Raw genomic sequence first — 12343 nt, 5'->3', positions numbered from 1 at the left:
TTTTCGGAGGATTCATGAAAACCAGAATCGAAACGGATTCGATGGGCGAAATTGCAGTAGACGATTCCAAATATTGGGGTGCACAAACCGAACGTTCCCTACATCACTTTCATATCGGGAACGATCGATTTCCAAGAGAAATGATTCGCGCTTTAGGAATCTTAAAAAAATCCGCAGCGGTCGTTAACGCGGAGCTTGGTCTTTTAAGCGAAGATAAAAAGAAACTGATCATTCAAGCCGCTGACGAAGTGATTTCCGGAAAATTGGACGAACATTTTCCTCTTTCTGTTTGGCAGACCGGTTCCGGAACTCAGACCAATATGAATTCTAACGAAGTAATTTCGAACCGTGCGATCGAAATTGCAGGAGGAGTGAAAGGTTCTAAAAAACCGATTCATCCAAACGACGACGTAAACAAGGCTCAATCTTCAAATGACACGTTTCCTACCGCTATGCATATCGCAGCGGCGGAACAGTTGAATCAGAAGCTAATTCCTGCTTTGACTCAACTGAAAGAAACTCTCAAGAAAAAAGCAGATGAATTTCAGAATATTATAAAAATCGGAAGAACTCATCTTCAAGATGCGACTCCTTTGACTTTGGGCCAGGAATTTTCCGGTTACGTTCAACAACTGGATTATAATATTACAAGAGTAAAAACGGTTTTACCTTCGATCTATAGACTTGCGTTAGGCGGGACAGCTGTCGGAACCGGACTAAATACACATCCTCAGTTCGCTGTAAAAGCGGCGACCCAAATCGCTAAGGAAACTGGACTTCCTTTTGTAAGCGCGGAAAACAAGTTTGAGGCGCTTGCGGCCCATGATTCTCTTGTAGAAACGAGTGGTGTGTTGAAAACGATAGCCGCTTCTTTGATGAAAATTGCGAACGATATACGTTGGCTTTCTTCCGGTCCGCGTTGTGGAATCGGTGAAATTAGTATTCCGGAAAACGAGCCAGGTTCTTCCATTATGCCGGGAAAAGTGAATCCGACTCAGTCGGAGCAGATGACGATGGTTGCAGCTCAAGTGATTGCAAATGATGTTGCGGTAAACATAGGCGGCGCTTCCGGAAATTTCGAGTTAAACGTTTTTAAACCTTTGATCATTCATAATGTTTTGAATTCGATTCGATTACTTTCTGACTCTTGCGTTTCTTTTGAAGAACATTGTGCGCGTGGAATTGTTCCGAATAAGGAAAAATTAAACGAACATTTGAATAATTCTTTGATGCTCGTAACCGCTTTGAATCCTCATATAGGTTATGATAACGCTGCTAAAATCGCTAAGAACGCGCATAAGAAGGGAACAACTCTGAAAGAATCCGGAATCGAATTGGGACTTTTGACAAGTGAACAATTTGATCAATGGGTTCTTCCCGAAAAGATGATCCATCCTTCGGTGGATTAATGTTAGGTGTTAGGCGAAGGGTTTCGGCCCTTCGCTTGTCTAATTTGTTGGTCTTTTTGTTTTAATTTCAAAAAGTATTATATCTTTAATAAGCAGTAACTCTAATTAAAAAAAGAAGAATATTCTAATTTTATAAATTATTTTTTATTAGTTTCTTTTTTCTTTAAATAAGATTTTTTCTTTTTAGGAAAAAATAAAGAATACCAAAAAAGTATTGCTACGATTCCCATTAAAGTCCAAATCAAAAAAATCCAAAACAAAGTATAACCCAAAACTAAAACGACTATATCGAAAGTTTTCAAGGTGCTATTTCCCATTCTTTGGATTCATCTTTCGATTTTGCCGCGGATTCTCCAAAACAGCGAACGAATTGGTAAACGTAAGAAGCTCTAAAAGAACTCATCCCATCCTCTAGACAAATTTTTTTTAGAAGCTGATCTACATTTTCACGATATTTTATCCGATCCAATTTTTCTTCCCGCATCAATTGATAGAGTGCGTCGTGCACAAGAGAACCTCGTATAAACGTTTTTGTGTCGATTGTTGGACCACTCGGTCCATCCCAGGCGTAACCTGCGTCGATTTTTAACAGACCTTCCCGATCTAAATCCACAAAAACTTTTACTTCTGATTTTCCGATCCTAAGTGAAAAATCCGTTTTGATTTCAGTTTGGAAGTTATAAGGTTTTACGAGTTGATATTTATAATTCTTTAAATTTTTATAAACGATATAATCCATTTTTTTCCTTCTTTAATAATTTTTAATAAGCTAAAAATAATTTTGTTGCGATTCTTTTACTTTTTCAATTGTAGATTGTTTGATTCCCAATCTCTTCTTTGTGTATAACGTCATCGTTGTAACGTTTACAATTCCAAATTCTTCTTGAACCGCGTCCGAAAAATCGTTAAATTCCAAATCTTCAAATTGGATTTTCAGTTGTGCTTTAAACGTTGGTAACATAATACTTCCTTCTTTTGCTTGCTTTTAAGGAACCGAAGACATTTAAAATATAACTATGATTAAGCGACGTTTTCTACGGCTTCGATTTCCAATTCGGTTTCGTTTGGGGATATGTATAAACGTTCTTTTTCTTCGTTTAATTGAATTCCGAATTTTTGTATTGCCCTTGTTGGTTCTGCCAGTATTTGTTCTTTATTTAATTCTAATTTGATCCTCAGATAAACTCCACTTAACTTAAAGACCAGATTGTTGAATCTTTCCAAAAGATTATTATCAGTCAGAATTTTTTCGTAAAATTTTGCCGTTCCTCTGGTTTTTACTGAAGGTGGGACTTTACGAAGTTTTAAAGTTCCAGTTGTCAGTTTACAGGTTTTATATTCCGGATTTGGAAATAACTCCTCTAAGTGGTGATCTACGTAAAATTTGATTCCGGAAACTAAATGTTGGACTTTTAAATCCAAAGGGGCCATTTCGTTTTGAAGGTCTAACAGCAATTTGGCGATCTGTTCGTCTGTTTTATTTTTGATTCTATCTTTTTCCCTTTTGATTTCTCCGATCTGTTGAATTGCCCGAGCCACGTCGGGACGTTCTTTGTATCGATTGTTTGGTAATTCGATAGGAATCGTTTTGTTAGGCGAGTTTTTTGATTTTGACATTGTTCCTCCTAATTGGACGGTTTGGTTTTTTGGGGTGTCATATCCACAGTGATTGAGTTAGTCGATGAGGATAGAACTGAAACGGAAGGAATTTTTTTTACCGAAGGTTTCTTTTTATTTTTCTGGATTTTCGATTTTACCGGTTTTTGTTTTGTCATTTTAAATTCTCCTATTTGAAATTGCGATTTTCGTCTTTAGATCGCGATTTCGTTTACGTTTTGATCTTCTGTATTTACAATTTTTATAATATTAGAAGTTTCTTTTTTGGAGCTTAGAATATTTTTGTACCAGTTCGCAAATTCTCGAATTGAGTTAGAATCTAACTTTTCCATTCTTTTTTCTGCCTCTTTATCTTCCCGATAAATGGAACGAATCGTTTCTATAGGAAGCTTCCAGGATTCTTCGATCGCTTTCACATAACGTTTTGTGTTCCTTATCCCTTTTACTACATCTGCAAGGTGTTCTCGATATAGTGGACCACATTGAGTATTCCCTTCGGTGTTTGCCGAATATTTAAAAGCTATATCTCTTAGATTGAGTTTTGATTCTATTACGATTTGTTCCAATCTCTGAGAGAGTTTTCTTCCTCTTCTCCAGAATTCTCCTTTATGAACGACTTCGCCGTTTACGATATATCTTTTGATTTTTTCCAAATTCATCATTTGATTTTACGCCGCTCCTTTTGGTTCTTCGTTATTTGTGTGAAACGAACGGATTTTATCCGAAAGGGAGATCAAAGGTTTAAAGTTTTGAATCAGACATTCTTCACAAAGATCTGTTTGACGCATAGATTCACTTTGATTACATTGAACACATAGATTAATTGTCATAATAAAATTCTCCTTGATGTTTTTGGTTTGTTTACTCGTCGAATTCTTCTTCCAAAATATATTCAAGAATTCTAATGAATTCTTGAGTTTTACTCTGGTTTCTTCCGCAGATCTGTAGGATGTCGTTTTTTACCAGAAAAAGAGAGGTAACCGTTTTATCGTGCATTTCACTGTGATCATCCCATCTCCAGTCGAAAGTTGTAAATTGTTCCCTTACATATTCTGCAATTTGAACGATCATTTTTTCTTCTATATCAGAAAGAACGATCGGATCCAAATTGTCTCTGTTTAAGATCGGATTTTTAGTCGAACTTTCTTGTATCATTAGGCGGCTCTCCTGTTCTTTCGTTTATTGTGAGGTCGTGTAGAACGACCCATACGGTAAGGAACATTCCATTTTTTGAATGCTTCCCTGACTTCTGTGTATGAATGTTGTCCGTTTAAACTTTTCGAAAGATAATCGTAGTTTACTTCCGCTTCTCTTGCGAATTTTGCTAGGGTTTTCATTTTTAGTGTGATACAAATGAAATCCTTACATTCGTTTCCGTTGATGATGATCATTGAACCTCCTTTTTGTGATTGCGATTTTGTTTTCATTTGCAAAGATTGGGTTGTGTCCAACGTTCCAATTTCGTTTCAAAATCGATTTTTAATCCTGGCGAGTTCAATCTCGCTGAATACGACCATACGTTAAAAATGTATAATTGTCAAGAATTAATACGATAAAAATGTATAAATCGGATAAAAAATTTCCGGATCGTCTCAAAAAACTCATCGAAACTCTTGGGCTTTCGCAGGCTGAATTTGCTCGTTCGATTGATCTAAAACCCGCGTTTATCAGCGATCTTATCAATCAAAGAGCCAAAAGTTTTTCTCAAGAATCCTTACTGAAACTTCGAGCCGTGCATAATGTGAGTCCGCTTTGGTTGATTGCAGGAGAAGGTCAGATGTTGATTGCTGAGTTGGAAGTAAAGACGGATCTTGAAACAGATCGTTATCGATCGTTTTTTAGAAGGATCAGAATGCGTCCGCAGATAGAAGTTTTATTGGAGAGTCTTATGGAGGTTCCTGATTCTGAATTGGAGGCTTTGCGCGTAGTCATAGAAAAATTTAAAAAGAAAAAATAATTATTTTTTTTCCAACGATTCAAACACAAGATTTACGATTTCTTGCGTGTATGTATGCCTAAGAATTTGAATCGGTTGCGGTGAAACTTGGAAATCGTATTCGAATTTTTTCAAGGTTCTTTCTACTTTCCAGTAAAGAAATTCGCGTAAATCTTCTTTTGTTTCCAATTTAGTACTCCAACAAAATGGCTATATATATGTTTAGTATATTTTTACCCCTGACAAAATCCAACCTAAATCCGTAAATGTGGCTTTTTTTTGTCCTAGATCGTTTGGGTTTTTAAATTGATTTCGAATTTAAAACTACGATGACTTTAAATGACAATAATTTTGATATGTCCCATTGATTGGATTTGTATGTTTTTTCTCGTAATACGATTTGAGTCTTCAATTGATCTATCTTATTGATTTGTAACTTACTGAAATCTAAAATTTTTACGAATCAATAATCGGATCTTTAGAATTTAAAGAACGAATATTGATTTCTATATTCAAGAAAAATAAAGTAAAGATTGAATTTTCAAATGTATAGGGAAATTACAATATTCGATTTTAAAAAAATAAATTTTTGGTCCTAAATTTTACCGCTCATAGTTATATAATTAGTACCATAAACTTTTATCGCAAAAATCCGTTTGAATGCAAAATATTGGGTTTTTGTTAGTTATCAATAATTTTATATAAAAGCCCATCTTAAAGATACTTTATCTTTGCTTATAATGCATATTTCGGTTATCTTAAAATATTTACGTATTTATAATTCAATAAATAGAATATTCAAAATATATTTTATTTCTATTTGGTCCCTATGAATTTCCAAAATTTAGAAAGCGCTTGACAAAAAACTTGTATTCTATCCAAACAAGACGCTATGTCTATAATTCACGGTAACACAAAAAAAGGATCATTACTCAAAAGCTCACAATCTCCCGGTTCGGAAAAAGAAAAACCGATTTTAGAGACTACCGAGTTTTTGTCCGTAAAAGATAAAACCCAAATTTTAAAAACTAAAGAAGCCGCTCAATATTTAAATCTTTCGGTAAGAACTTTCAATCAGTATGTAATCGATCACGAGATCCCTTTTATACAATGGAGTCCTCGAGTTCGAAGATTTATGGTTGGAGATTTGGATAAGGTTGTTCTTGCTCGTAGAACAAAAAAACAAATCTATTGATTTTCCTTTCTATTTTGTAAGGCGAATCAGGTTTTATGCGATCCATTTAAAAATTAGTGGCGGAATGATTCGATACGATTCTGTTCTGTTCTTTGTATAGAAAAAAATTGTGCTATTCTTTGCTTACAATCGGAAGCGATTGAGTAGTCATTTGGCCCGCCTCGTGCGGGCCGTTTTTGTGAGGAAGAATGGAATCTTCAAAAATCAGTCAAATAAAACTCGGTATCAAAGACTTTCTAGTCATCTTGGGCTTTGTAATTTCCGGAGCGATTCAATACAATACGATGTATAAAGAGCATGAGATTCGGATCGTTAAAATAGAAACTGAAATGGCTTCTATTTCTGAAGATCTTGCGGAAATAAAAGCAGATGTCAAGGACCTCATCAAACTCACTTCCGCTAAAGGAAGGAGAATGGAATGAAATTTTTATTAAAAGATGATAAGACTGGAAAGTCTTCTGATACAACTCTTCGTACTTGGATCGTTTTCTTTTTAGTTGTTTTTTATCTAATTGTTTTGTCGATTTTATCCGTTTTTTCTCCAGACTCGTTAAGGCCTCTTCAGATGGATATTATTCAATGGTTGATTGTGTTCTACGTTACGGTTGGAAGTCTTTATTTGGGTAAAAGAATTAACGAGAATTTAAATTCTAAAAAAAGAATTCTAGGCGAATTTTTAAATCGATTTCAGGAACCCGAAGGATCGGATTCGATTGTTCGAGATGTGAAAAGTAAGCAACTGTAAATTTTTTCGATTCGAAAAGATTACAATCTTAAATAATCTAGTTTGTTAATTGAAATGATTTCTTATATATCTCATCCAATTGCTCCTTGGAATCCTCAGAGAAAGGACCATACTACTCCGCGTCTTTTTTTGAAAGACTATCAGCAGTGTATGGGTAACATATTTCAGGATTTTATAATTTATATAGGTCTAATTTATAAAATACCGGATTTTATTTATCTTACTACCTATAATTATTATGCTCTTTTTGAGGATTGGGCGATTAAAAATAAAAAAAACGTATATGATTCTGGAGATCATTCTGAACATTTTAATATTCTAATGAACTCAAATAAAATTCCTTTTAAAATTGTTAAAAAAAAGGGAAACAAAGAAGAGCTTTGCAGTTATTTTGAAAATGGAAATTTTCCTTGTGGTTTAGGAACATACCTTACTAAAAAAGGACATATTATCCGAGGTATCGGCATCGTAGTTAATGACGATGGTAAAAAATTTTTAAAGGTTTCAGATCCTTATGGAGTTGGGCCGTCTTATTTAGATCCTTATGGTTATATGATTCAGTATGAACTGGACGTTTTGTTTGACCTAGGTGTTCCTAGCGCTCTTTATTTGGAAAATTGTTGATTAGATCGTTTTTTGAGGACTTCCGTATTTTTGTAAAATAGAGTTATTGAAAAATTCCATAGTGAAAATTCGTAAAATTGCTTCAATTGTCCATTCAATCTAATACAAACAGATCAAGAATTAATTTTTCAACAACTCTAATCATGATTTGTGGTAGTTCCCACATCTTAAGAATGTTTTACAAAGAGCTTGTCCCAAAACCTCAAAGAATTTTGTGCGATCATTCTTTAGAAATTTTTAATGAAGTGTAGTAGTTCCTACAAATTAGGCCGCATTTGGCAATTTGCGAACTTTTGAACAGTTCTAATGTCGTTAAATTTTAGTAGTAGTTCCCACATTTTTGTGAAATTCAATCTTAGGGTGATTCGAAGTAACTCAATAAATGGGTCGGTGGAAACTCAAGCCGTCTCGCTTCTATTGGCGCTCGACAGATTTTGGGACTAGCTCAAAGTTTAGATTCCAATTTTTTTCAGAAAAACGAGCTGTGGCCGGAACTCACGTTATAATTTATCCCTATAGAATTGTATTAGATGTTTATCTCAAAGTTATAGTTTTACGTTAGTTAATTCAATGCGAAAGCGATTGAAGCGTAGAGAAACTCAGCAGAACGCTCTCTATCATAACCAACCCCACAAGTATTTAGATTTCAATATAGATCTGTCGGAATTACGACAAATCCTCTGTAAAACTGAGTTCCCACCCCACAACGCGATTCATAGAGAGCGTTGTGCTTTAGTTTTCCCTATTTTTGGGTGGCAACTCAATGAATTGCTTCCCATGGGTCGCAATTCAGGTGGAGAAGTTCGGAAGACTTTTCTCTATCAGAAAAACATACTTTTTGCAAGTAAAAAGACTCATTCTTGTCGGAACACTTGAATAATGTGCGTTTTAGATCGAGTTTGAAATTGAATCTAAAGACGATTGTTGTATTACGTTTCTTTTATGCAATTTATTGACTGGAGCTGAACGTGGTCCTGCGAAGCCGGATTCGCCCTATTTTCTTCCTCAAATTCATATTAGGATTATTGAAAGTTTCATTTAAAAAAACTGCTTTAATGACCGTTTCCTAAAATAGAAACGGATAGAAATTCATTTTTCAATAACTCTATTATGATCGAATAACCTAAAAAGTGTTCAGATAGTTTTGTTAAATCAAGTGTTACGGTTATGATCCTTTGAATTGTAGATCAAAAGTAGGGCCAAAAACTTTAAGTTGAGCAGTTTCAAAAATTAGAGGCGGTTCCGTTCTTGTTTATTGTCGGAAAAGCCGTATTCTATCTGACGTTTGGGTAATACTACTTTATGAGAATTAGTCATTTGGATTATTTGAAATCCTTAATTTTATCGATCAAAACTCTACCAGAATCGCCTTCTGCGGATCCGATTCCTTTATTTTCCGAAGATAGAATTTTTCAATCCGCTCCGGACACAAACGATTATCCGGACCTATTCCCTTTCTGTATAATCTTTCAATCTCCACTTGTTTCGATTATGGACGGAAGAAGGTTTCAAAGATTGGATTCTGAATTCGTAAACGGTGTTAAGAATATTCGTTTTTTAAAAAGACATTATATTCAAGAATTTAAATATACTATTGGTTTTTGGATGGAGAATCCTCTTAAGGATATTCCTTCTTCGGGTCATCTTGGTTCTGGGTCTTTGGGAATTTTTGATCAGATTCTAATTTTTCTTTCTAATCAACGGAAATTTACTACTCCTCACGGAGTCACCGTCGAAGTGAAACCCGGTGTTTTTTCTATTATCGCCGATCCTTCCGAAAATTTAGGATTTTATAAATTAACTACAGAAATCTTTTTTAACGACGGACTTTTTGAAACGGAATCGGTTCCTACTCTGGCTCAAGGAACCTTTCAGATCGAAGAGCCAACGGAAATAGGAACATCGGAGGAACAATGAAAGCAGTTGAGTTTATTAAAAAGTACGAAATTACACCGGTTTTAGCTGCCGGTTTTTTGGATCATTTGCGTAGAGCACCCGAAGAAGACGTAAAAGAAGAAATTCTTAAAAATGCCTATCAAGACTTTTCGGGTATAAATTTGGGTAAAATAAAAAATTCCGTTCTGGAACACGAAGCCGTTCCTATGGAAGAAAAAATTTTTCCAAAGGAAATGTAAGCGAACCGAATCAGAATCTTGAAAGTAATTCTATAAAGAGCGGCTCGTCCGCCATTCTACTCAGTTGCTCTTTTTATTAGGAGCGTATCAATGTCAACAGGTAACGTGACTACCTACCATCAGGATGGTGGGATCAATTTCAATGACGTAAAACCGGATCGTGTAGGTTCTAAAGTGGGTACCGCTGAGACGGGAGACGCTAACAGAGTTTACGTCATCAATAACACACCTCAAGCCAAGGATGTTTTCGGAAGAGGAGAACTTGTGGATGCCTTGGAACAATTTTTCGAAGAATTTGACGAATCGAAAGGTCAAAAACCGGTACCGGTTCTTTGTGTTCGTCCATTCAACGACTTAGCCGGTAGTGTAGGAACTCCTATCAAAGTCGGCGCAGGAGAAGCGGCTCTTCCTGCAACTTCCGGAACTCCAACAGGCAGTAGAGTTGTAGTGTTTAAAATCACAAAAGCGGGAGCTTGTGGTAATGCGGAATATCGTAAGTCCGTGGACGGAGGTGCAAACTTCTCCACTCCTTTGATCGTTCCTTCAAGTGGTTCCGCAATTTCTTTGGACGTAGGAGTCAACGCTACTTTTACGAATGCTTCCACTCCTGCGAACACGTTTCAGTTAGGTGATACATTCACTTTTACAATTACCGGACCAAAGGCGTCTAACGCTTCAAGACTTACGGCAATTGAGGTTTTAAAAAGAGAATACGGCTCATATTGGATTCATGTTTTGGGTCCTGCTTCTAGAGCTTTTACTATGTCGTGTAACGTCATTCTAGAAGAGATGGAAACGGAACATCACCTTCCTTCTTTTATGATCCTGGAAGCAAGAAGTAAGAACGAATCGGAAACAATTCCGCAGTACTTTCAATACATCCAAGACGAGTTCGAACCTTTCGCCTCTCCTAAAGGTAGAGTGATGATCGCAGTCGGTGAAGCGCGTTATATCAAAGGTGGTGTTAACGCTTCCGGTGGTTATTCCGCAGTTAAATCTGCAGGTGATTCTATCGGGACTTGGAGAAACTTTGCGACTATGGCTACCGCGAAAATTGCAGCGACTGCGGTTAACGTTTCTATCGGTTACGTTAGAGATATGCGTTCTCTTACGTTTTCAGAAATCCGTTATTGGGACGAAGGATACAGAAACTATATGGATCTTCTTCATGATATGGGTCTGATGGTTCTCAAACAATACGACGACTACGACGGAATTTTTATCGCCAGAGATAAAATCAAAGCTGGAAGTGATTCCGATTTTAAGGAACTTCCTGAAAGAAGACGCGCCGATAAGATGCATCGTATTCTTTATCGTGAATCTCTTCAATTCTTGAACATGGATACAGAAGTGGATTCTGGATCGGGCGGTTTAGATTATTTAAAAGCATACATCGATTCCAAAATTTCGGCGGAAATGGAAGCTCCTGGTAGAAAAGAAATTTCCGGTCACGAGATTGTTTTGGATCCGAATAAAACGTTCAACACTGATCGGATCTTAAAAGCAAAATGTAAGATGTACGTTAGTAATAGAACCAAAGCGATCGAATGGGAAACCTCTTTCGCCACACCCAAATAGGAGTCAACAATGGCATTAGAAGTAGTAAAGGAAAACTATAGCTTCACCAATCTTGAACTGAAACTTTTCGGATATGATATGGTGAACTTTTCCGGATTCAAATTTGATCATGGTGTTGAAATTGAATTAACATACGGAAAATCGGGAGAGATCGTAGGATACACGACTAAGAATTACAAACGCAACATCAGCGCGGAAATTTATTTTGAGGAACTAGATCGTTTAGCTCTTCTTGCTGCTCCTTATGGAGGTCTGATTGAAAAACTTCCACCTGCTCCGTTGACCGCGGTATTAAAAGCAGAGGGAAGACCTGATTTCAAATATCTCGCACCAGCTGCAAAAATTACAAAGTACGTCGCGGATTTCAAAAGTGGAAATTCGGGAGCGGTAGCGGTTCCTTTAGATATTGCTTTGCTTTCGATTCCTATCATTTCGTTTGCGTGACGACGTTGATAATCATTTATAAATCAAGGATATATAATGAATCCATTAATTAGTTCAATTCCTGCTCTTAAGGAAGCTTTTGAGAAACTTCCACAACCTTATCAGAACATTGACGACGATTTTATCGCACGTAACAAGGACGCGATCGACGTGATCAAATCCCACTTTGCGGATAAAGGAGGTCTTCACGTTTTAGATGCGGGTGAAGGTAGAAAAATTATCTGCAGAGTACCAAATAAAACTCAAGTAGATGAAACTTTAGAGAAAGCTAGAAAAGAAAAACAAACGGATGTCGCACAACGTCTTACGGGTCAGTGTTGTCTATATCCTAGTTTCGAAGTTGTAAACGGATGGGCTCAAGATTCTCCAGGTATCTTTATCCCGATCAGTAATAAACTGATCGAGTTAACTGCAACAACCCAAGAGGTGACGGCAAAAAAGCTATAGGAGAGAAGCTTAAGCTTCTAAAGACGGGAAATGGTGCGTTAGACGTTCTTATAATGTATTATTTCCCTGGAAGAAAAATAAAATACCCTGAAGACGGAGACGAACGCGAAATTTATGAAGCTCAGTTGGCTGCAGAATTGGAATTTGTGCAACAAATAGAGATCAATACGTTAACGCGTGCAATCGTCAAGGCGTTTAACGGGGATTAAATAT

The 12343-nt window shown here is 36.3% G+C and carries 21 protein-coding genes; 13 read left to right on the top strand and 8 right to left on the bottom strand.

Annotated features, from left to right (window positions below; all coding sequences use genetic code 11):
- Positions 1 to 14 precede the first annotated feature (14 nt).
- Positions 15 to 1409 (top strand): class II fumarate hydratase, encoded by a 1395-nt coding sequence (fumC, locus tag LEP1GSC049_RS217765; protein WP_004753814.1) that lies wholly within the window; start codon positions 15 to 17, stop codon positions 1407 to 1409.
- Between the two features lie 137 nt (positions 1410 to 1546).
- Here the strand turns inward: fumC and LEP1GSC049_RS2000000227415 are convergent, their stop codons facing one another.
- The 4 genes from LEP1GSC049_RS2000000227415 to LEP1GSC049_RS217780 are packed head-to-tail and all read right to left on the bottom strand — an operon-like array spanning position 1547 to position 3026.
- Entirely contained in the window at positions 1547 to 1711 is a 165-nt protein-coding gene (locus LEP1GSC049_RS2000000227415; RefSeq protein ID WP_004759783.1) for a hypothetical protein, read from the bottom strand.
- The gene (locus LEP1GSC049_RS217770; RefSeq protein WP_004767422.1) at positions 1708 to 2148 is read right to left on the bottom strand and encodes a hypothetical protein; all 441 of its coding nucleotides are present in this window, start codon (positions 2146 to 2148) and stop codon (positions 1708 to 1710) included. The genes LEP1GSC049_RS2000000227415 and LEP1GSC049_RS217770 overlap by 4 nt, the downstream gene beginning before the upstream one ends.
- Positions 2149 to 2178: 30 nt before the next feature.
- Positions 2179 to 2370 carry a hypothetical protein gene (locus LEP1GSC049_RS217775; protein WP_004754651.1) on the bottom strand — a complete coding sequence of 64 codons (192 nt, stop codon included), beginning with the start codon at positions 2368 to 2370 and terminating at the stop codon, positions 2179 to 2181.
- A 59-nt stretch (positions 2371 to 2429) separates the two neighbouring features.
- Positions 2430 to 3026, bottom strand: a complete 597-nt coding sequence (locus LEP1GSC049_RS217780; protein ID WP_004755181.1) for a host-nuclease inhibitor Gam family protein — start codon at positions 3024 to 3026, stop codon at positions 2430 to 2432.
- Positions 3027 to 3074: 48 nt separating this feature from the next.
- Between LEP1GSC049_RS217780 and LEP1GSC049_RS2000000228930 the strand changes: the two genes are divergently transcribed.
- Positions 3075 to 3203, top strand: a complete 129-nt coding sequence (locus LEP1GSC049_RS2000000228930; RefSeq protein WP_004769523.1) for a hypothetical protein — start codon at positions 3075 to 3077, stop codon at positions 3201 to 3203.
- Positions 3204 to 3220: 17 nt separating this feature from the next.
- Here the strand turns inward: LEP1GSC049_RS2000000228930 and LEP1GSC049_RS217785 are convergent, their stop codons facing one another.
- Genes LEP1GSC049_RS217785 through LEP1GSC049_RS217795 form a run of 4 tightly spaced genes read right to left on the bottom strand, consistent with a single transcriptional unit; the run spans position 3221 to position 4453 of the window.
- The gene (locus tag LEP1GSC049_RS217785; protein ID WP_004759723.1) at positions 3221 to 3688 is read right to left on the bottom strand and encodes a hypothetical protein; all 468 of its coding nucleotides are present in this window, start codon (positions 3686 to 3688) and stop codon (positions 3221 to 3223) included.
- A gap of 6 nt (positions 3689 to 3694) precedes the next feature.
- Positions 3695 to 3856: a hypothetical protein gene (locus LEP1GSC049_RS2000000227410; protein ID WP_004759741.1), complete on the bottom strand. Its 162-nt coding sequence runs from the start codon at positions 3854 to 3856 to the stop codon at positions 3695 to 3697.
- A 31-nt stretch (positions 3857 to 3887) separates the two neighbouring features.
- Positions 3888 to 4181, bottom strand: a complete 294-nt coding sequence (locus LEP1GSC049_RS217790) for an LIC13344 family protein (RefSeq protein ID WP_004755067.1) — start codon at positions 4179 to 4181, stop codon at positions 3888 to 3890.
- The gene (locus LEP1GSC049_RS217795) at positions 4181 to 4453 is read right to left on the bottom strand and encodes a hypothetical protein (RefSeq protein WP_016748252.1); all 273 of its coding nucleotides are present in this window, start codon (positions 4451 to 4453) and stop codon (positions 4181 to 4183) included. Before LEP1GSC049_RS217795 ends, LEP1GSC049_RS217790 begins: the two co-directional genes overlap by 1 nt.
- Positions 4454 to 4584: 131 nt before the next feature.
- Between LEP1GSC049_RS217795 and LEP1GSC049_RS217800 the strand changes: the two genes are divergently transcribed.
- The 11 genes from LEP1GSC049_RS217800 (at position 4585) to LEP1GSC049_RS2000000228245 (ending at position 12339) form a co-directional block, all read left to right on the top strand.
- Positions 4585 to 4983, top strand: a complete 399-nt coding sequence (locus LEP1GSC049_RS217800) for a helix-turn-helix domain-containing protein (RefSeq protein ID WP_004754242.1) — start codon at positions 4585 to 4587, stop codon at positions 4981 to 4983.
- An 871-nt stretch (positions 4984 to 5854) separates the two neighbouring features.
- On the top strand, positions 5855 to 6157 hold the full coding sequence (locus LEP1GSC049_RS217805; RefSeq protein ID WP_004754326.1) for a helix-turn-helix domain-containing protein: 303 nt from the start codon (positions 5855 to 5857) through the stop codon (positions 6155 to 6157).
- Positions 6158 to 6345: 188 nt separating this feature from the next.
- Positions 6346 to 6579: a hypothetical protein gene (locus tag LEP1GSC049_RS217810; RefSeq protein ID WP_004753541.1), complete on the top strand. Its 234-nt coding sequence runs from the start codon at positions 6346 to 6348 to the stop codon at positions 6577 to 6579.
- Positions 6576 to 6902, top strand: a complete 327-nt coding sequence (locus tag LEP1GSC049_RS217815; RefSeq protein ID WP_004754812.1) for a hypothetical protein — start codon at positions 6576 to 6578, stop codon at positions 6900 to 6902. The genes LEP1GSC049_RS217810 and LEP1GSC049_RS217815 overlap by 4 nt, the downstream gene beginning before the upstream one ends.
- Positions 6903 to 6956: 54 nt before the next feature.
- Positions 6957 to 7526 carry a hypothetical protein gene (locus LEP1GSC049_RS217820; RefSeq protein ID WP_004753892.1) on the top strand — a complete coding sequence of 190 codons (570 nt, stop codon included), beginning with the start codon at positions 6957 to 6959 and terminating at the stop codon, positions 7524 to 7526.
- 1302 nt (positions 7527 to 8828) lie between these two features.
- A complete protein-coding gene (locus tag LEP1GSC049_RS217825; protein WP_004768910.1) occupies positions 8829 to 9443 on the top strand; it encodes an LIC10173 family protein in 615 nt (204 codons plus the stop codon).
- Positions 9440 to 9661 (top strand): hypothetical protein, encoded by a 222-nt coding sequence (locus LEP1GSC049_RS10370; RefSeq protein WP_004754819.1) that lies wholly within the window; start codon positions 9440 to 9442, stop codon positions 9659 to 9661. The genes LEP1GSC049_RS217825 and LEP1GSC049_RS10370 overlap by 4 nt, the downstream gene beginning before the upstream one ends.
- Positions 9662 to 9751: 90 nt before the next feature.
- Positions 9752 to 11239, top strand: coding sequence for a DUF2586 family protein (locus tag LEP1GSC049_RS217830; protein ID WP_016560605.1), 1488 nt, complete (start codon positions 9752 to 9754; stop codon positions 11237 to 11239).
- Positions 11240 to 11248: 9 nt separating this feature from the next.
- Positions 11249 to 11683 carry a hypothetical protein gene (locus LEP1GSC049_RS217835; protein ID WP_004754977.1) on the top strand — a complete coding sequence of 145 codons (435 nt, stop codon included), beginning with the start codon at positions 11249 to 11251 and terminating at the stop codon, positions 11681 to 11683.
- A 36-nt stretch (positions 11684 to 11719) separates the two neighbouring features.
- Positions 11720 to 12130, top strand: a complete 411-nt coding sequence (locus LEP1GSC049_RS217840; RefSeq protein WP_004754533.1) for an LIC_10177 family protein — start codon at positions 11720 to 11722, stop codon at positions 12128 to 12130.
- Positions 12131 to 12183: 53 nt separating this feature from the next.
- Positions 12184 to 12339 carry a hypothetical protein gene (locus LEP1GSC049_RS2000000228245; RefSeq protein WP_004755216.1) on the top strand — a complete coding sequence of 52 codons (156 nt, stop codon included), beginning with the start codon at positions 12184 to 12186 and terminating at the stop codon, positions 12337 to 12339.
- Positions 12340 to 12343 lie beyond the last annotated feature (4 nt).

It is taken from the genome of Leptospira kirschneri serovar Cynopteri str. 3522 CT, assembly GCF_000243695.2.
Lineage (GTDB): Bacteria > Spirochaetota > Leptospiria > Leptospirales > Leptospiraceae > Leptospira > Leptospira kirschneri.
This window is presented reverse-complemented; position numbering and strand designations above follow the sequence as displayed.

Coding starts and splice junctions, on each gene's coding strand:
- fumC (WP_004753814.1), top strand. CDS start 15: ATGAAAACCAGAATCGAAACGGATTCGATGGGCGAAATTGCAGTAGAC.
- LEP1GSC049_RS217770 (WP_004767422.1), bottom strand. CDS start 2,148: ATGGATTATATCGTTTATAAAAATTTAAAGAATTATAAATATCAACTC.
- LEP1GSC049_RS217775 (WP_004754651.1), bottom strand. CDS start 2,370: ATGTTACCAACGTTTAAAGCACAACTGAAAATCCAATTTGAAGATTTG.
- LEP1GSC049_RS217780 (WP_004755181.1), bottom strand. CDS start 3,026: ATGTCAAAATCAAAAAACTCGCCTAACAAAACGATTCCTATCGAATTA.
- LEP1GSC049_RS217785 (WP_004759723.1), bottom strand. CDS start 3,688: ATGATGAATTTGGAAAAAATCAAAAGATATATCGTAAACGGCGAAGTC.
- LEP1GSC049_RS2000000227410 (WP_004759741.1), bottom strand. CDS start 3,856: ATGACAATTAATCTATGTGTTCAATGTAATCAAAGTGAATCTATGCGT.
- LEP1GSC049_RS217790 (WP_004755067.1), bottom strand. CDS start 4,181: ATGATACAAGAAAGTTCGACTAAAAATCCGATCTTAAACAGAGACAAT.
- LEP1GSC049_RS217795 (WP_016748252.1), bottom strand. CDS start 4,453: ATGAAAACAAAATCGCAATCACAAAAAGGAGGTTCAATGATCATCATC.
- LEP1GSC049_RS217800 (WP_004754242.1), top strand. CDS start 4,585: ATGTATAAATCGGATAAAAAATTTCCGGATCGTCTCAAAAAACTCATC.
- LEP1GSC049_RS217805 (WP_004754326.1), top strand. CDS start 5,855: ATGTCTATAATTCACGGTAACACAAAAAAAGGATCATTACTCAAAAGC.
- LEP1GSC049_RS217810 (WP_004753541.1), top strand. CDS start 6,346: ATGGAATCTTCAAAAATCAGTCAAATAAAACTCGGTATCAAAGACTTT.
- LEP1GSC049_RS217815 (WP_004754812.1), top strand. CDS start 6,576: ATGAAATTTTTATTAAAAGATGATAAGACTGGAAAGTCTTCTGATACA.
- LEP1GSC049_RS217820 (WP_004753892.1), top strand. CDS start 6,957: ATGATTTCTTATATATCTCATCCAATTGCTCCTTGGAATCCTCAGAGA.
- LEP1GSC049_RS217825 (WP_004768910.1), top strand. CDS start 8,829: ATGAGAATTAGTCATTTGGATTATTTGAAATCCTTAATTTTATCGATC.
- LEP1GSC049_RS10370 (WP_004754819.1), top strand. CDS start 9,440: ATGAAAGCAGTTGAGTTTATTAAAAAGTACGAAATTACACCGGTTTTA.
- LEP1GSC049_RS217830 (WP_016560605.1), top strand. CDS start 9,752: ATGTCAACAGGTAACGTGACTACCTACCATCAGGATGGTGGGATCAAT.
- LEP1GSC049_RS217835 (WP_004754977.1), top strand. CDS start 11,249: ATGGCATTAGAAGTAGTAAAGGAAAACTATAGCTTCACCAATCTTGAA.
- LEP1GSC049_RS217840 (WP_004754533.1), top strand. CDS start 11,720: ATGAATCCATTAATTAGTTCAATTCCTGCTCTTAAGGAAGCTTTTGAG.
- LEP1GSC049_RS2000000228245 (WP_004755216.1), top strand. CDS start 12,184: ATGTATTATTTCCCTGGAAGAAAAATAAAATACCCTGAAGACGGAGAC.